Annotated in this window: 14 protein-coding genes; 9 read left to right on the top strand and 5 right to left on the bottom strand. The window is 46.3% G+C overall.

Going from position 1 to position 17,476, the window contains the following annotated elements; translation table 11 throughout:
* The first annotated feature begins 395 nt into the window (after positions 1 to 395).
* Positions 396 to 2,225: a translational GTPase TypA gene (gene typA / locus R8O10_RS00425; RefSeq protein ID WP_005379276.1), complete on the top strand. Its 1,830-nt coding sequence runs from the start codon at positions 396 to 398 to the stop codon at positions 2,223 to 2,225.
* Between the two features lie 72 nt (positions 2,226 to 2,297).
* Entirely contained in the window at positions 2,298 to 2,840 is a 543-nt protein-coding gene (locus tag R8O10_RS00430) for an AAA family ATPase (RefSeq protein WP_053349756.1), read from the top strand.
* 31 nt (positions 2,841 to 2,871) lie between these two features.
* On the opposite strand, the gene R8O10_RS00435 is transcribed toward R8O10_RS00430, so the two are convergent.
* On the bottom strand, positions 2,872 to 3,513 hold the full coding sequence (locus R8O10_RS00435; protein WP_005382972.1) for a DUF2959 domain-containing protein: 642 nt from the start codon (positions 3,511 to 3,513) through the stop codon (positions 2,872 to 2,874).
* A 34-nt stretch (positions 3,514 to 3,547) separates the two neighbouring features.
* On the opposite strand from R8O10_RS00435, the gene R8O10_RS00440 reads away from it, so the two are divergent.
* From R8O10_RS00440 to R8O10_RS00450, 3 genes are all read left to right on the top strand, one after another.
* Positions 3,548 to 4,492, top strand: coding sequence for a virulence factor BrkB family protein (locus R8O10_RS00440; protein ID WP_005379281.1), 945 nt, complete (start codon positions 3,548 to 3,550; stop codon positions 4,490 to 4,492).
* Positions 4,464 to 4,898, top strand: a complete 435-nt coding sequence (dtd, locus tag R8O10_RS00445; protein WP_258474396.1) for a D-aminoacyl-tRNA deacylase — start codon at positions 4,464 to 4,466, stop codon at positions 4,896 to 4,898. Before R8O10_RS00440 ends, dtd begins: the two co-directional genes overlap by 29 nt.
* Before the next feature lie 106 nt (positions 4,899 to 5,004).
* On the top strand, positions 5,005 to 5,922 hold the full coding sequence (locus tag R8O10_RS00450; protein ID WP_005379283.1) for a bifunctional GNAT family N-acetyltransferase/hotdog fold thioesterase: 918 nt from the start codon (positions 5,005 to 5,007) through the stop codon (positions 5,920 to 5,922).
* On the opposite strand, the gene R8O10_RS00455 is transcribed toward R8O10_RS00450, so the two are convergent.
* The 4 genes from R8O10_RS00455 to hslR form a co-directional block, all read right to left on the bottom strand.
* The gene (locus tag R8O10_RS00455) at positions 5,908 to 8,028 is read right to left on the bottom strand and encodes an AsmA family protein (protein ID WP_318146084.1); all 2,121 of its coding nucleotides are present in this window, start codon (positions 8,026 to 8,028) and stop codon (positions 5,908 to 5,910) included. The genes R8O10_RS00450 and R8O10_RS00455 overlap by 15 nt on opposite strands.
* Positions 8,029 to 8,218: 190 nt before the next feature.
* Positions 8,219 to 9,847 carry a phosphoenolpyruvate carboxykinase (ATP) gene (pckA, locus tag R8O10_RS00460; protein ID WP_053307278.1) on the bottom strand — a complete coding sequence of 543 codons (1,629 nt, stop codon included), beginning with the start codon at positions 9,845 to 9,847 and terminating at the stop codon, positions 8,219 to 8,221.
* A gap of 336 nt (positions 9,848 to 10,183) precedes the next feature.
* Positions 10,184 to 11,059: an Hsp33 family molecular chaperone HslO gene (gene hslO / locus R8O10_RS00465; RefSeq protein WP_005379290.1), complete on the bottom strand. Its 876-nt coding sequence runs from the start codon at positions 11,057 to 11,059 to the stop codon at positions 10,184 to 10,186.
* Between the two features lie 31 nt (positions 11,060 to 11,090).
* Positions 11,091 to 11,477 (bottom strand): ribosome-associated heat shock protein Hsp15, encoded by a 387-nt coding sequence (hslR, locus tag R8O10_RS00470; protein ID WP_005379292.1) that lies wholly within the window; start codon positions 11,475 to 11,477, stop codon positions 11,091 to 11,093.
* A 253-nt stretch (positions 11,478 to 11,730) separates the two neighbouring features.
* Here hslR and gspC point away from each other — a divergent pair, with 253 nt between their 5' ends.
* The 4 genes from gspC to gspF are packed head-to-tail and all read left to right on the top strand — an operon-like array spanning position 11,731 to position 17,431.
* Positions 11,731 to 12,657 (top strand): type II secretion system protein GspC, encoded by a 927-nt coding sequence (gspC, locus tag R8O10_RS00475; RefSeq protein WP_005379294.1) that lies wholly within the window; start codon positions 11,731 to 11,733, stop codon positions 12,655 to 12,657.
* 36 nt (positions 12,658 to 12,693) lie between these two features.
* Positions 12,694 to 14,712 (top strand): type II secretion system secretin GspD, encoded by a 2,019-nt coding sequence (gene gspD, locus R8O10_RS00480; RefSeq protein ID WP_005379295.1) that lies wholly within the window; start codon positions 12,694 to 12,696, stop codon positions 14,710 to 14,712.
* A complete protein-coding gene (gspE, locus tag R8O10_RS00485) occupies positions 14,712 to 16,214 on the top strand; it encodes a type II secretion system ATPase GspE (RefSeq protein ID WP_318191053.1) in 1,503 nt (500 codons plus the stop codon). Before gspD ends, gspE begins: the two co-directional genes overlap by 1 nt.
* Positions 16,214 to 17,431, top strand: coding sequence for a type II secretion system inner membrane protein GspF (gene gspF, locus R8O10_RS00490; RefSeq protein ID WP_005382993.1), 1,218 nt, complete (start codon positions 16,214 to 16,216; stop codon positions 17,429 to 17,431). The genes gspE and gspF overlap by 1 nt, the downstream gene beginning before the upstream one ends.
* Positions 17,432 to 17,476: the final 45 nt, after the last annotated feature.

Below are 17,476 nucleotides of genomic sequence, written 5' to 3' on the forward strand. Positions count from 1 at the left end.
AATATTCCATTAATTTCAAGCAATTGTGTTTTTGAATGCTAGTTTGGTGCACTTGCTTGCACCAAAATGATCTTTGCTTGCACTATTATGGTGCCAAAAATCATTGTTGCACCATAATGTGACAGGTACATTGCGTATTCAGCCCAGTTTTTGAGCAAGAGTCAATTTGAATTATGCATCGATTAGAATAAAGTTGCGTTTAATCAATTCGTTCTGAGGAAGAAAATGGGCATTAAGCGTAAAAATCGCAGAAATGCTCGGGAGTAGATCACATATTTCTAGGCTTTTTGCTAAAATCTGGTACATTATGGCCGTTTTTTTAATCAGCAAATGTCGCCAGAGAGCACCCGTTCTCAGCGTGGGGGCATTTCATCTATCTAAGTGAATCAATATCCATGGCTACTCCACAGATTGATAAATTAAGAAATATCGCGATCATCGCGCACGTTGACCACGGTAAAACCACGTTGGTTGACAAGCTGCTACAACAATCAGGCACGCTTGAGTCTCGCGGTGAAGCTGAAGAGCGAGTCATGGACTCGAACGACATCGAGAAAGAGCGCGGTATTACCATTCTTGCTAAAAACACAGCAATCGACTGGAACGATTACCGTATCAACATCGTAGATACTCCGGGACACGCGGACTTCGGTGGTGAAGTTGAGCGTATCATGTCGATGGTAGACTCTGTACTACTTATCGTTGACGCAGTCGATGGTCCAATGCCTCAAACGCGTTTCGTAACACAAAAAGCGTTTGCTCACGGTCTAAAACCAATCGTTGTAATCAACAAGATTGACCGCCCTGGTGCACGTCCTGATTGGGTTATGGACCAAGTGTTCGACCTGTTCGACAACCTAGGTGCAACTGATGACCAGCTAGACTTTAAAGTAGTTTACGCATCAGCACTTAACGGCTGGGCTTCTCTAGAAGAAGGCGAAACTGGCGAGAACATGGAACCACTATTCCAAACTATCGTTGATGTTGTTGACGCGCCAAATGTTGACCTTGATGGTCCACTACAGATGCAAGTTTCTCAGCTAGACTACAGCTCTTACGTTGGTGTTATCGGCGTGGCTCGCGTAACTCGTGGTAGCGTTAAACCAAACCAGCAGGTAACCATTATTGGTGCTGACGGTAAAACTCGCAACGGTAAAGTGGGTACAGTAATGGGCTACCTTGGCCTAGAGCGTCACGAAGTGGAACAAGCTAACGCGGGTGATATCATCGCAATCACTGGTCTTGGCGAGCTGAAAATTTCTGACACTATCTGTGCACAAAACGCAGTAGAAGCATTACCACCATTGTCTGTTGATGAACCAACAGTAACAATGACGTTCCAAGTAAACACGTCTCCATTCGCGGGTAAAGAAGGTAAGTTCGTAACGTCACGTAACATCCTTGAGCGTCTTGAGAAGGAATTGGTACACAACGTTGCGCTACGCGTTGAGCAAACAGACGATCCAGATAAATTCCGCGTATCAGGTCGTGGTGAACTTCACCTTTCTATCCTGATCGAAAACATGCGTCGTGAAGGCTTTGAGCTAGCAGTATCTCGTCCAGAAGTAATCATCAAAGAAGAAGATGGTCAGTTGATGGAACCGTTCGAGACTGTAACGATCGACGTAATGGAAGAGCACCAAGGCGGCATCATGGAGAACATCGGCCTACGTAAAGGTGAGCTGAAAGACATGTCTCCAGACGGTAAAGGTCGTGTGCGTATGGACTTCGTTATGCCATCACGTGGTCTGATCGGTTTCCAAACGGAATTCATGACACTGACTTCAGGTTCAGGTCTTCTTTACCATACGTTTGATCACTACGGCCCTCACAAAGGCGGTAACATCGGTCAACGTGTAAACGGTGTACTAATCGCGAACGCGATGGGTAAAGCGCTAACTAACGCACTGTTCAACCTTCAAGAGCGTGGTCGTCTATTTATCGGTCACGGTGTTGAAGTTTACGAAGGTATGGTTATCGGTATTCACAGCCGTGACAACGACCTAACGGTAAACGCACTGAAAGGTAAGCAGCTAACCAACGTTCGTGCATCTGGTACCGATGACGCACAGGTTCTTACTCCGCCTATCAAGATGACTCTTGAGCAAGCACTAGAATTCATCGATGACGACGAGCTAGTAGAAGTAACGCCTGAAAGCATCCGTATCCGTAAGAAGTTCCTAACGGAAAGCGACCGTAAGCGTGCTTCTCGTGGCGCGAAATAATTTTCGTTAAGCGATTCAATTAAGAAGAAGCCTCGAGTTATGCTCGGGGCTTTTTGTTTTCTGGAGTTGAATATGAACCCGATTATTATCACCGGTGGGCCAGGTGCGGGAAAAACAACACTGCTGAATGCGCTAGACGCGTGTGGTTACGCCACGTTTCCTGAAGGTTCTCGCGACTTGATTGAGCAGCAAAGCCAGTTAGAAAATGGTGTTTTGCCGTGGACGAATTTACCTGAGTTTGCCAAGTTATGCCTTGGGTTGATGGACAAACAAAAGAGTGATGCGCGTTGTCATGATGTTGCGTTTGTTGATCGCGCCATCCCCGACATCATTGCATACCTACAAGTGGGCGGCTGTAAGGTTGACCAAGCTTTCTTAACCGAAAGCGCTGGGTACCATAGTCAGGTGTTTACTTGTCGACCTGAAGCATCCATTTACGTACAAGATGAAGTGCGTCCGCACAGCTTTGAAGAAGCATTGGAGATTCATCAGTCGTTAGTGAGTGTCTATACTGAGTTGGGTTATGAAGTGGTAGAAGTGCCATGGGGAACTGTACCAGAGAGGGTAGGCTTTGTTCGAAGAGTCATCGGTTTACTCGGTGAGGTCGCCGACTAAAACCTCCTCACTAGGAGGAGGTCTAAATCATTTACTTTTGATTGAGCTTTTGTAGGAATTTATCGGACTCTGCAATCGCTTCGTTCATTTGTTTGATCGCAAACTGAATGTCTTTCTCTAAGCTAGAGAACTCACCTTGCAAAGAACCAATCGCACTGGCGTTAAGGTTGTGTTTTAAGTACAACGTGTTGTCACGTAGCGTATCCAGTACCGGTGTCATCTTTTTCTCTGCACGCTTCATAGCGCTAAGCATGGTTTTGTACGAGGCTTTGGTTTCACGTAGTTTTTGCTCGCTTGAACGACGCAGTTTCGCACTCGAGTACAGCTCTAGCTCATCTTGCCACTCATCAAACAGTGCGCCGGATACGTCTTCAATCGCAGCAATACGGTCACGTACGTCTTGAGCCGCTTTTTCGCTATCTTCGTATTTGTCATTGATGTTGTTGTAGACATTTTCTAGCTCACCACCATCAAAGTTGGTGATCGCAGACAAGGCTTCAAGTGCACTGGTGAATTCTTCTTGTGCATCTTGTTGAGATTCTTTGGCATCTTCGACGCGGTCGACCATAATATCTCGTTTATGATACCCAACCTGCTCCATTGCTGAGTAATAAGCAGATTGACACCCTGTTAAAGTGAAAATTGATAGTACAATTGCTAATAAATAAGGCATTCTTATGTCCTCGGCGCTAATTATGGGATGAACTATGAACCAGTTATCAGAGAGTTACAAGGCGAGATTAATCAATCTACTGCCAAGTTGCGTCGCGTTTTTTAAGTATCTTCTTAAGCGATTAACGCATGACCGTGTGAATGTGAACGCGGGCTATCTTGCCTACATTACCTTGTTATCCATCGTGCCAATGCTGACGGTATTGTTATCAATATTGTCGAAATTTCCCGTTTTTGCGAACGTTGGTGAGGTGCTGCAAGGCTACATTATTGAGAATTTTGTGCCAGCTTCTGGAGAAGCTGTACATACGGCATTACAGGAATTTGTGGCGAATACGGGCAAAATGAGCGCGGTTGGCGGTGGGTTTTTATTCATCGCAGCGGTCATGCTGATTTCCAACATTGATAAGAACTTAAACTACATTTGGCGAGTTAAAGACAAGCGCCGTTTAGTCTTTTCATTCTCTATGTATTGGATGGTACTCACGTTAGGGCCGATCATGGTCGGTGCGAGTATTGCGGCGACGTCGTACGTGACTTCGCTGCAAATTTTAGAGAACGAGACATTATCTGGTGCGTTTAATTTATTTCTGCGTTGGCTACCGTTGTTGCTGTCCTTTTTTGCTTTTCTTGGCTTGTATATTCTAGTGCCGAATAAAAAAGTACACCTCGCTCATGGTGCCATGGGGGCAGCAGTCGCCGCGATACTGTTCGAGTTGAGTAAAAAAGGCTTTGCGCTTTACATCACTCAGTTTCCGTCTTATCAGCTCATCTACGGCGCGTTAGCGGCGATTCCTATCTTATTTGTTTGGGTGTATTTATGCTGGATGATCGTGTTATTGGGGGCGGAAGTTACGGCTGCGCTTGGTGAGCGAGAGCACTGGAGTGAAGATTTAGACATGATACACTCGACCGCTGAATCTCAGTTAACAGATGAAGGAAGCGAGAGTAGTGATAGCGCTAATTCAACGAGTCAGTGAAGCAGCCGTCCGCGTGGATGGTGAAGTCGTAGGAGAAATTGATCGTGGTCTGCTGGTCTTATTGGGCGTAGAGAAGGACGACGGTGAAGCTAAAGCAAAGCGTTTAATGGAGCGTGTTACAACCTACCGTGTGTTCGAAGATGACGAAGGCAAGATGAACCTGAACGTTAAACAGGTGGAAGGTAAAGTGCTGGTGGTTTCTCAATTTACGCTGCCTGCGGATACAAAAAAAGGCACGCGAGCTGGCTTTTCTCGCGGTGCGCATCCTGTTGATGCAGAGCGCTTGTATGATTACTTTTCTGACTTGTGTGAAGAAGTCTTACCCACACAGCGTGGCCGCTTCGCTGCCGATATGAAAGTGTCCTTGGTGAATGACGGTCCTGTGACGTTTTGGTTGCAGGTCTAATCTGGTAACACAGGCGCCATAGTCTAAGCTTTAACTCCAAGCTCATGGAATTGGCTTGGAGTAATTTTTCCGACACTGATTAGTGTTGTGCTTTCAAAGGATTGATATGTTCAAACTCATTACTCCCAAAACCGATAATCAGATAAACAAGTATTATCAGTTTCGCTGGCAACTGCTTCGTGAGCCATGGCGTATGCCGATCGGCTCAGAGCGCGATGAATACGACGAAATGAGTCATCACCGCATGATTGTTGATGGTCGAGGTCGTCCTATGGCGATTGGCCGTTTATACATTACGCCGGACAATGATGGCCAGATCCGCTATATGGCGGTTAAAAATAATCGCCGTAGCAAAGGGATGGGTTCGCTGGTTTTGGTTGCACTAGAGTCGTTAGCACGCCAAGAAGGAGCGAAACGCTTGGTGTGTAATGCCCGTGAAGATGCCATCGCCTTTTATGAAAAAAATGGCTTTGAGCGTCGAGGTGAGCTGACCGATGAGCGTGGCCCTGTGCGCCATCAGCAAATGGTGAAGCAACTGGATCCGATGGCCAATGTGTTACGTCGCCCTGAATGGTGTACTGAGCTTCAACAGCGCTGGGAGCAACAAATCCCAATTAGCGACAAAATGGGGATCAAAATTAACCAGTACACGGGTTACCAGTTTGAATGCTGTGCGCAGCTTAATCCTAACCTTAATCCGCATAACACCATGTTCGCCGGGTCAGCTTTTACCTTAGCAACCCTGACAGGGTGGGGGATGACGTGGCTGCTGCTTAAAGAGCGTGGGTTGCACGGTGATATTGTGTTGGCCGACAGCTCTATTCGTTATCGTCAACCAGTCGAACAAAACCCCGTGGCGAGTACTTCGTTGGATGGGATCAGTGGTGACCTAGACCGATTGGAGTCGGGACGCAAAGCACGCATCGTTATTCATGTAGTGATTTATAGTGGTGACACGCCAGCTGTGGATTTTGTCGGTACCTATATGTTGATACCGAATTACTCGCAGTTACTCAGTTGCTGATGGGTTAAGCGCCGACTGACCTGCTGGGCGCTTATCTGTTTCACCTTCTTGCTCTGTCGGTGAGAGGATTTGTTCTTCTGCTGCGGAATGCGTGTTGGGTACTTCATCTTCTTCGATAACTTCTTCGTAAAGCTCTTCCTCTTGAATCTCCAAGTTGATGTTATCAATCACGATAGGTTGCTCGATGGAAGGTTCATTTTTCTGTGGAGTCTCAATATCAGTAGGCTCGGCCAGTTTTGATGCGTTCACGCACTCATTACGGTGGGTTTCACCACTTAGTAGATCGCCTTCAATGTTTCCGCACGACTCTTCCAATTGATAAGTAATGCCACTTAGCGGGTTGTTGGCCATATCAAATGTTCCCCAAACCTTACCACTTATGGCTTTTCCTGAGATTGTGACCGGCTTTATGGCAACTTCCCCTCGTTGCGAGCTTAAACGCAGTGGACTTAAGGTAATGGCTTTGAACGAATGATCCGCTTGGGACTTCAAGCGGGTATCTCGGAGGTTGGCTTCCACTTCACCCGACAAGCTGTAGGCCAGCATGTTGCGATCACCTGACAACCCTTGTAGATCGAGGCTGAGATCGGAAAAACCATCAATAGCCAGTGTGTCGGGTAAAAAATAATCGTGGAAGAGCGATAAGGGAATACCATCAGCATTGACGTTGAGCGCCCAAGGTTGGCTCGGGGTACTCAAATCTATCTGTCCGATGCCTTCTACGTAGCCTTGCTCGAGTGGCGCAAAAAGGCGAGTCAATTGCCAAAAGCCATCTTTGCTTTGCATGGCAAGTGCTGCGTGAGACGTGAGTATTTGGTCATAGCTAGCGTTGACAACGCTGACTTCCAATTCGCCTTGCCAAAGGCCCCAACGTTGAGCCGACTGTTTAATATCAAGCTGTTGCCCTTCGATATTTAAACCGGAAAGTTGCCAATAAGGTTCGTGAGATAGCTGGATAATTTGGCTGCGCTCAATGTCGAGTCGTTCGATTGCAACATGCTCTAACTCGCTGGTGGCGGCGTGCCACCAATTTAGGTTGTCTTCTGGCTGTGTTGCCCACTTGAGGCCTCGAATAGAGGCTTCTTTGAGCTTCCATTGTGTTGGCGTGAACAATCCAGAAACTTGCACTCGACCTTGCTGCCAATCTAAGCTGAGCTCGTTGAGCTGGATTACTCCTGGCTCGATAGCGGCACTCAAACGTGGCTCTATTGCGGTTTGCTGCTGGAATCGAACGCTATCCGCCTGCAATGACACTTGAGCTTTTGTCTTCCAGAGAGACAGTGGCAGTGTGGCGTTTTCCACAGAAAGATCCAAGTTCTGCCAGTGCCAGTCGCCCCATTCAATATCGGCGTTAAGCAAATCTAAGCTATTAATATGATTAATGTTAAATGGTAGATCGTGCCAAGGTTTTGCAAGCAGTGATTGGCGCTGCGTATTACTCAGTTTCAGCTTGTTGATGGTCACATTTACTAAAGACCAACCTTGAGGATACTGCTCCCCTTGCCCAGATATTTGACTGTTACGCCAGTTAAAAGAGGTGCCATAAAGCGTACTGTCTTGCGGTTTGTAGTCTATATCGACTAAGACTTGATTAAAGGCTTCGCCATTCCAATAGAGTTGGTCGGCCGCAAGTTGAACTTCGCCATATGGTATTAATTGATCACTCCATTGTGGTGATTGAATTTGAAGATCAATGCCATTGGCAGAGAAATGCTCGTCGGCGTAATCAATATTTTTGAGCGCGATTTGATGGAATAAAACGTTGTCTAAAGGCGGGAGCTTTGGTACGCCATACTGCAAGCTCATACCATCAATCAATAAACTATCAACGATCCATTTACCATCGCGATAAACATCGGGATTCATCCATAAATCGACTTGCTCGATGTAAGACGCATCGTCTCCGCTGGTGTTCACGCGTTGTAAAGTTAGGTGATAGGGAAAGTCATAACGCACGCTTCCGGCCCGGAAGGGAAGAGAAAAGGTGTTTGACAGCAAGCGCCAGGTTGCGTCCGCGTAAGATGTTGTTAGCAGCGCAATCGTAGCGGCCGGAATGGCAACTAAGATAACCAGTAACAGAAGTAGAACTCGACGCGCTGTTTTCATCTTTGCTAGAACCTACGTGTGTTATTAAATAAAACTAGATAGGCTTTAGCTTGTATCAATATTCTGTGGTATTCAATAAAAAGCCCCTCAAAAGAGGGGCTTGAAGCAATTTTTGTAACTTGGCCTACGTAAAGGTGGTAAGTTAATGCCAACTTTTCACTGAGCTTACGCGACGTCGCTGTTACTCGATTTAATCAATCTGAGGACCAGCCGCAACCAGAGATTTACCTTCAGCGTTGTCTGTGTACTTATCAAAGTTATTGATAAAGCGCGCTGCTAAATCTTTCGCTTTGCTTTCCCACTGAAGTGGGTCAACGTACGTGTCGCGAGGGTCTAGAATGCTAGGATCCACACCTGGTAGTGACGTTGGTACTTCAAGGTTGAAGATTGGAATGTGCTTAGTTGGTGCTTCTTCAATCGAACCATCAAGAATGGCATCAATAATTCCGCGTGTATCTTGAATAGAGATACGTTTGCCAGTGCCGTTCCAACCAGTATTCACTAGGTAAGCCTCAGCGCCCGCTGCTTCCATGCGTTTTACCAGTACTTCCGCGTATTTTGTTGGGTGGAGCGTTAGGAACGCCGCGCCGAAACAAGCAGAGAAAGTTGGTGTTGGCTCAGTAATACCGCGCTCTGTTCCCGCTAGTTTGGCGGTAAAGCCAGACAGGAAGTGGTACTTAGTTTGCTCAGGTGTCAATTTAGATACTGGAGGCAGTACGCCAAATGCATCGGCTGATAGGAAGATCACTTTATTCGCGTGACCGCCTTTTGATACTGGCTTAACGATATTATCGATATGGTAGATAGGGTAAGAAACACGTGTGTTTTCTGTTTTCGAACCATCATCAAAATCGATAGAGCCATCGCCACGTACTGTTACGTTTTCTAGCAGTGCATCACGACGAATTGCGTTGTAGATGTCCGGCTCCGCTTCTTTCGAAAGTTTGATGGTTTTTGCGTAACAACCACCTTCGAAGTTGAAGACACCGTCATCATCCCAGCCGTGCTCATCATCACCAATTAGCGCACGTTTAGGATCAGTCGACAGGGTCGTTTTACCCGTACCAGATAGACCGAAGAATACCGCTACATCGCCATCTTTGCCCATGTTAGCGCTACAGTGCATTGATGCGATGTCTTTTAGTGGAAGGAAGTAGTTCATCATGGCGAACATACCTTTCTTCATTTCACCGCCGTACCAAGTACCACCGATAAGTTGCATGCGCTCGGTTAGGTTAAATACGGTGAAGTTTTCTGAGTTCAGGCCTTGCTCTTCCCATTTTGGATTAGTGCATTTTGCGCCATTCATTACTACGAAGTCTGGTTCAAATATCGCTAACTCTTCTTCCGTCGGGCGAATAAACATGTTTTTAACGAAGTGCGCTTGCCATGCGACTTCTGTGATAACACGAATGCTCAAACGTGTATCTGGGTTTGCACCACAGTAACCGTCAACAACAAACAAGCGTTTGTTAGAAAGCTGGTTTGTGACCAGTTCTTTTAGCTCGTCCCACACTTCAGGAGTGATTGGTTTGTTATCATTTTTCACTTGATCAGACGTCCACCACATATGTTCTTCTGTCGTAGCGTCTTTGACGATATATTTATCTTTTGGTGAGCGACCAGTAAAGATGCCAGTGTCAACGGCAACCGCACCTAGTTCAGTAACCACGCCGCGCTCATAACCGGTTAGGTCTTCACGCGTTTCTTCCTCAAACAACATTTCGTAGCTTGGGTTGCGAATAACCTCTTTTACGTTATGCAGTCCGTGCTTGGTTAGATCAAGTGTTGCAGCCTTAGTATGTTCCATAACGGTCATAGGTGCTCCTTATAAGGATTTTGTAGGGATTTTGTAAGAATGTTTTAATTTTAATCTGCTCACCATGCTAGCAACGGGGCGGGGAGAAAACAGGGAGATAGCTCAAAATTTACCCATGATTTCAATAAGGTTTTAGGTAACCCGTCACATATTGGTGGGAATAGTCTATCGTGCACGCAATCCTTTGCGCTAGGGCAAAATCATTATTAATTGTTTAAAATTAAGCAGTTGTTTTATTACGCTTGAGGCTAGTTATTACGAGGGGTTGATCACAAAAAGGCCAGCATTAAGCTGGCCTTTTGTAGGGTAAATTACGTGCTTGATAAGCTATGTAAATTAATGCAGGGTTTTCTTGTCTGTAGAAGCTTGTGCATACAGTTCAGTGACTTCAGATTCGTCGAACGTATAAGTTGTGCCACAGTAATCACAATGTAAAGAAACTGATCCAACTTCTGCCAAAATGTCATAAATTTCAGCTTTCTCAACGGTGATGATTGCTGCACCGCTACGCTCACGAGAACAGCCACAATGGAACTCGACAGGTTGCGGCTCGTACAGACGTACTTTGTCTTGGTTATATAGTCGATACAATAACTCGTTCGCTTCTAAACCAAACAATTCTTCATCTTTTACTGTATCAGTGAGCTGCTCTAGATGTTCGAAATCATCTGGAGAGCCAGTGCCGTCAGGGATCACTTGAATCAACATACCTGCTGCGTGTGCTTTGCCTTCATGCTCACCAGTGCGGATCCATAGGCGCGTTTTTAACTGCTCTGAGTTTGCAAAGTAGCCTTCTAGCACTTCTGCTAAAGTGTCACCTTCTAATCCAACGACGCCTTGGTAACGCTCGCCGTTTTTCGGTTCGATGGTGATCACAAGGTAGCCCTTACCCATTAGATCGTGAATGTTTGCGTCATCGGCAACATCGCCTTCCCAGCGAGCTACGCCACGAACACGTTGGTTATGGTCACCGTTGATAACGGCAAGAGACACAGGACCGTCGCCTTGTAGCTGGATGGTGATCGAACCTTCGAACTTAAGAGTGGCAGTTAAAAGAGTAGTTGAAACGAGTAGCTCACCCAGCAGTTTCTCTATTGCTGCCGGATATTCCTTGCTGGAGATAACACGTTGGTACGCTTCATCCAATTGTACCAACTCGCCACGTACTGAAAGATCTTCGAATAGGTAGCGGTTTAAAACATTATTTGCCATGGAGTGCTTTCCTCGTTGGTAATTCCGGCTTTTATTGGTGTTTGAACTTAATGATGTCTCTGCGCTGCTTTTTATCTGGGCGGCGTTCCGGACTTGGGTTGTGGGCATTAAGCTTACGTTGAGTCGCGTGTTCCTCACGTTTCGCGATACTCTCATTGGTTTCGCGATATAAGGTTTGTGCGATGGGAGCGCCTCGGCGTTGATCTGAGATTTGTTCGATGATCACGATTTTTTCTTCGTTGCCTTGACGAAGTCTGACTTCAGCGCCCACTTCAACGATTTTACTCGGCTTGCTTCGTTGGCCATTATAGTGGACTTTACCGCCATCGACCATGTTACGCGCGATGGAGCGGGTTTTGTAAAATCTTGCGGCCCATAGCCATTTATCTAGCCTAACGGCTTCATTTAGGGAACTCATAGAACACTACGCTATCTAATCACTGCCCGAATACGGCAATGAGTGATGGATTATCCACCTACAGATGGAGTCAAGGCGTATTTTTTTCAAGGGAGTTGGCAAAAACTGCATAAGAAAAAGGTATGAAAGACAACTTGTGATATAGTTCACTGCTCTTTGTTGAGTAATAATTTTATTGCAAATTTAGCAATTTAAAGTCGATAGCTATCGTTATAGCTTAAATGACGGACGTTAGAATAAAGGAATCCATTCAGTGAAACGTTTAGAGCTAAGTGCAGGATTATCAAGCAGACCGCTACTGGCTCAGATCAAGTCCAATCATTATACCATTCAAGCCAAACTTAGCTTGTTGCTTACCTGTCTGTTTATTGCGATAACCGGATGGATACTTGGCAAAATTGTGTGGTTAGCCATACCTCAATCGTCGGAAGTGCCGCAATGGCGTCCATCGGCGAGTAGCGTTGCTGCGAGCAATAAAGGCGACGCGATAGATTTTAATGCCCTTCAGAATGCCAACCTATTCGGTAAATACACTGAGCAAAAAGCGGCGGTTGTAGAACAGCCTATTGTTAAAGACGCCCCTAAGACGCGCCTTAACCTTACGCTGGTCGGTGCGGTTGCAAGTAGTGATGCCAACACCAGCCTTGCTGTTATTGCTAACCGAGGTAAGCAAGCTACGTACGGTTTGGGTGAAGAAATCGAAGGGACACGTGCGACACTAAAAGCGGTATTGGTGGATCGCGTCATCATTGATAACCAAGGTCGAGACGAGACCTTAATGATGGAAGGTATAGAATATAAGAAGCTATCTGAATCGCCGCAGGTAGCTAGGGCGCAAGCTCAGCGAGCAGAAGCAGCGACGTCTGACGTTGGAGAGAAATTAGAGCAAATCCGCGAGGAAATTGCGAAAGATCCACAAAGCGTTTTTAAATACATCACCATTTCACCCGTCAAAAAAGACGGAGACATTGTTGGTTATCGAGTATCACCTGGTCGTGATGCCGCATTATTTAATGATGTAGGACTACAACCTGGCGATATTGCGGTTCAACTGAACGGGATCGATTTAAGTGACCCGTCTTCTTCAGTACAACTGATGCAAGTGATGAGCGATCCGCAAGAATTAAATTTAACTGTTGAGCGAGACGGCCAACAGTACGATATCTATATCCAATTGTAAGACTTAGGCAACCGGCGTAAGTTCAGGGAGACATACGTGAAACATTGGTTCAGCAAAAGTGCTTGGCTACTAGCAGGAAGTTTACTCTGCGTACCAGGTGCAATGGCAAACGAATTTAGTGCGAGCTTTAAAGGCACTGATATTCAAGAATTCATCAACATAGTGGGTCGTAACCTCGAAAAGACCATCATTGTTGATCCTTCAGTACGCGGTAAAATCGATGTCCGCAGCTATGACGTTCTTAACGAAGAGCAATACTACAGCTTTTTCCTTAATGTCCTTGAAGTATACGGTTACGCAGTCGTAGAGATGGACAATGGGGTACTTAAGGTTATCAAAGCAAAAGACTCAAAAACCTCAGCAATCCCTGTGTTAGGTGATGGCAGCGCGCAAGGCGATAGTGTTATCACTCGAGTTGTCGCGGTGCGTAATGTGTCGGTTCGAGAGTTGTCTCCTCTACTTCGTCAGCTGATTGATAACGCCGGTGCCGGTAACGTGGTTCATTATGATCCAGCGAATATTATCTTGATCACAGGTCGTGCGGCAGTAGTGAATCGCTTAGCAGAGATCATCAAGCGTGTTGACCAAGCCGGTGATAAAGAAATTGAATTGGTAGAGCTGCGTAATGCATCTGCTGCTGAAATGGTACGCATTGTTGAAGCACTGAATAAAAGTGCGAATCAGAAAAGCACGCCAGAGTTCCTTGAACCTAAAATTGTGGCCGATGAACGTACTAACGCGATTTTAATTTCTGGTGATCCAAAAGTAAGAGCCCGCTTGAAACGTTTGATTCGTCAACTTGATGTTGAAATGGCGACAAAAGGTAACAACCGAGTTGTGTACCTGAAAAATGCGAAAGCTGAAGATTTGGTGGATGTATTGAAAGGTGTTTCCGATAACCTGCAAGCTGAAAAACAAGCCGGTCAGAAAACATCAGGTGCATCGCGTGGTGAGGTCGTCATTGCTGCTCACGCTGCAACTAACTCGTTAGTTTTAACAGCGCCACCAGATATTATGATGGCATTACAAGACGTCATTTCTCAACTCGATATTCGTCGTGCTCAGGTTCTTATTGAAGCGTTAATTGTCGAAATGTCTGAAGGTGATGGTATTAACCTAGGTGTTCAGTGGGGTTCATTAGAAACGGGTGCTGTAATTCAGTACGGTAACTCAGGAGCCCCGATTGGTCAGGTGATGGTTGGGCTAGAAGAAGCAAAAGATCAAACCCGAACTGAATACTATACCAACTCTAATGGCGAACGAACGCCATATGATGTTACTGAATCAGGTGACTACTCTACGCTAGCGTCAGCACTTAGCGGAGTAAATGGTGCGGCAATGAGTATTGTCATGGGTGACTGGACAGCGCTAATTAGTGCTGTTGCTTCTGACTCCAACTCAAACATTCTATCTTCTCCAAGTATCACTGTAATGGATAATGGTGAAGCATCATTTATTGTGGGTGAAGAGGTTCCGGTTATTACGGGCTCTACGGCTGGCTCAAACAACGACAACCCATTCCAAACGGTTGACCGTAAAGAAGTCGGTATCAAACTCAAAGTAGTGCCACAAATTAACGAAGGTGACTCTGTACAGTTAAACATTGAACAAGAAGTTTCCAACGTATTAGGCGCAAACGGTGCGGTTGACGTTCGCTTTGCTAAACGACAGTTAAACACCTCTGTCATGATCCAAGATGGTCAGATGTTGGTTCTTGGTGGTTTGGTCGATGAACGCGCACTTGAAAGTGAGTCTAAAGTGCCGCTATTGGGTGACATTCCGGTACTTGGCCATCTGTTCAAGTCAACTAGCACGCAAACAGAAAAACGTAACTTGATGGTGTTCATCAAGCCGACGATTATTCGCGATGGTGTGACGGCCGACGGTATTACGCAGCGTAAATACAACTTTATTCGCGCAGAACAGCTTTACAAAGCGGATCAAGGTTTGAAGTTGATGGCTGACGAGAAGATCCCGGTTATGCCAGCCTTTGGCCAGGAGCGTCAGCACCCAACAGAGATCCAAGCGTTTATTGATCAAATGGAAAACAACTAATGGTTGATATGTTAGACACAGCGCCAAGTATGCGTCGTCTGCCATTCAGTTTTGCCAACCGCTTTAAACTGGTGCTGGAGACAGAGCATCCTGAGCGTCCACCTATTCTTTACTATGTCGAGCCGCTTAACCCTGCGGCTCTGGTTGAAGTCCGTCGTGTATTAAAGAAAAGCTTCGTACCGCAACCTATCGATAAAGAAGCCTTTGATAAAAAGCTGACTGAAGCATATCAACGCGACTCGTCTGAAGCGCGTCAGTTGATGGAAGATATTGGTGCTGATAGCGATGATTTCTTCTCTTTGGCTGAAGAACTGCCGCATGATGAAGACTTATTAGAATCGGAAGACGATGCGCCAATCATCAAATTGATCAACGCCATGTTTGGTGAAGCGATCAAAGAAGGTGCGTCGGATATTCATATTGAGACGTTCGAGAAAACCCTTTCGATTCGTTTCCGTGTCGATGGCGTATTACGTGAAGTTCTGACCCCAAGTCGTAAGCTAGCGCCTTTGCTAGTTTCTCGTGTGAAGGTTATGGCTAAACTAGATATCGCAGAAAAGCGTGTGCCTCAAGATGGCCGTATTTCGTTGCGTATCGGTGGTCGTGCGGTGGACGTGCGTGTATCGACGATGCCGTCCTCTCATGGGGAGCGCGTGGTAATGCGTCTGTTGGATAAAAACGCGACTCGTCTTGATTTACATAGTTTGGGCATGACCCCTTCAGTGCATGACAACTTCCGTCACTTGATTGGCCGCCCTCACGGTATCATCTTGGTGACGGGCCCGACAGGTTCTGGTAAATCCACCACCTTGTACGCTGGCTTGCAAGAGATCAATAGCAACGAACGCAACATTCTAACGGTTGAAGACCCGATCGAATTTGATATTGATGGCATCGGTCAAACTCAGGTGAACCCAAAGGTCGACATGACGTTTGCGCGCGGCTTGCGTGCCATTCTGCGTCAGGACCCGGATGTGGTGATGGTCGGTGAGATCCGTGACTTAGAAACCGCACAAATTGCAGTGCAAGCGTCCTTAACGGGTCACTTGGTAATGTCGACTCTCCACACCAACACCGCAGTGGGTGCGATTACGCGTCTACGTGATATGGGTATTGAGCCATTCCTTATTTCTTCTTCGTTATTAGGGGTGCTAGCGCAGCGCTTAGTTCGAACGCTTTGTCCAAGCTGTAAAGAGCCGTATGAAGCCGATGCGGAACAGAAAAAACTGTTTGGTATGGAAGCGCATGAACCGTTAGAACTGCACCGAGCAAAAGGCTGTGAAGCGTGTAACCAAAAAGGCTACCGAGGTCGAACAGGTATCCACGAGCTCATTATGGTTGATGAGCAAGTACAAGAGTTGATTCACCGAGAGTCTGGTGAGCAAGAAATTGAGAGAGCCGTTCGCGCCCATACGCCAAGTATTCGCAGCGATGGTTTAAGCAAAGTGCGTCGTGGCATTACGTCACTTGAAGAAGTGATGCGAGTGACGAAGGAAACCTAATGGCGGCATTTGAGTACAAAGCGCTAGATGCAAAAGGCAAGCATAAAAAAGGCACGATAGAAGGGGACAACGCCCGACAAGTGCGCCAGCGACTCAAAGAGCAAGGGATGATCCCGATTGAAGTGGTTGAGACGAAAGCTAAATCGGCTAAGTCTTCAGGTTCAGTCAGCTTTAAGCGCGGCATCTCGACATCTGAGCTGGCACTCATCACACGGCAATTGTCTACGCTAGTCCAATCAGGAATGCCTTTGGAAGAGTGTTTGCGTGCGGTCTCTGAGCAGGCTGAAAAGCCGAGGATTCGTTCTATGTTGGCTGCGGTTCGCTCGAAAGTAACCGAGGGTTATCCGCTCGCCGACAGTTTTGCCGATTACCCACACGTGTTTGATGAACTGTACCGCTCTATGGTTGCGGCGGGCGAAAAATCAGGTCACCTCGATACCGTATTAGAGCGTTTGGCAGACTATGTCGAAAACCGCCAAAAGATGCGATCTAAATTGCTTCAAGCCATGATTTATCCTGTAGTTTTGGTGGTATTCGCGGTTGTCATCGTTTCGTTCTTATTGGCGACAGTGGTTCCTAAAATCATTGAACCCATCATTCAGATGGGCCAAGAGTTACCTCAATCGACGCAATTTTTACTGGCAGCCAGTGAGTTTGTGCAAGATTGGGGGCTGATTATTTTCGTTGTGCTGGTGGCGCTTTTCTATGGCCTCAAACTGGCGTTGCAAAAGCCAGACTTTCGCTTAGCTTGGGACAGAAAAATCTTGAGCTTACCGCTAATAGGTAAGATCTCTCGAGGTTTGAATACCGCACGATTCGCACGAACACTTTCGATCTGTACTTCCAGTGCGATTCCAATTCTCGAGGGTATGCGCGTTGCGGTAGATGTTATGTCTAACCGTTATGTGAAGCAGCAAGTCTTGCTTGCAGCGGATAACGTCCGAGAGGGCGCTAGTTTGCGTAAGGCGTTGGACCAAACTCGCTTGTTTCCACCAATGATGCTACACATGATCGCCAGTGGTGAGCAAAGTGGTGAATTAGAGAGCATGTTGACGCGGGCAGCCGATAACCAAGATCAAAACTTTGAATCAACAGTCAATATTGCTCTGGGTGTGTTTACTCCTGCGCTGATTGCATTAATGGCTGGATTAGTGTTGTTCATTGTGATGGCGACCTTGATGCCAATGCTAGAAATGAATAACTTGATGAGCGGATAATTTCGAATTAAGACGTGTCTACTAACGGCATGGCTTTAATCTAAC

The organism is Vibrio sp. 1727, from assembly GCF_033344415.1.
In the GTDB taxonomy this organism is placed as follows: Bacteria; Pseudomonadota; Gammaproteobacteria; order Enterobacterales; family Vibrionaceae; genus Vibrio; species Vibrio alginolyticus.

Coding starts and splice junctions, on each gene's coding strand:
- typA (WP_005379276.1), top strand. CDS start 396: ATGGCTACTCCACAGATTGATAAATTAAGAAATATCGCGATCATCGCG.
- R8O10_RS00430 (WP_053349756.1), top strand. CDS start 2,298: ATGAACCCGATTATTATCACCGGTGGGCCAGGTGCGGGAAAAACAACA.
- R8O10_RS00435 (WP_005382972.1), bottom strand. CDS start 3,513: ATGCCTTATTTATTAGCAATTGTACTATCAATTTTCACTTTAACAGGG.
- R8O10_RS00440 (WP_005379281.1), top strand. CDS start 3,548: ATGAACCAGTTATCAGAGAGTTACAAGGCGAGATTAATCAATCTACTG.
- R8O10_RS00450 (WP_005379283.1), top strand. CDS start 5,005: ATGTTCAAACTCATTACTCCCAAAACCGATAATCAGATAAACAAGTAT.
- R8O10_RS00455 (WP_318146084.1), bottom strand. CDS start 8,028: ATGAAAACAGCGCGTCGAGTTCTACTTCTGTTACTGGTTATCTTAGTT.
- pckA (WP_053307278.1), bottom strand. CDS start 9,847: ATGACCGTTATGGAACATACTAAGGCTGCAACACTTGATCTAACCAAG.
- hslO (WP_005379290.1), bottom strand. CDS start 11,059: ATGGCAAATAATGTTTTAAACCGCTACCTATTCGAAGATCTTTCAGTA.
- hslR (WP_005379292.1), bottom strand. CDS start 11,477: ATGAGTTCCCTAAATGAAGCCGTTAGGCTAGATAAATGGCTATGGGCC.
- gspE (WP_318191053.1), top strand. CDS start 14,712: ATGGTTGATATGTTAGACACAGCGCCAAGTATGCGTCGTCTGCCATTC.
- gspF (WP_005382993.1), top strand. CDS start 16,214: ATGGCGGCATTTGAGTACAAAGCGCTAGATGCAAAAGGCAAGCATAAA.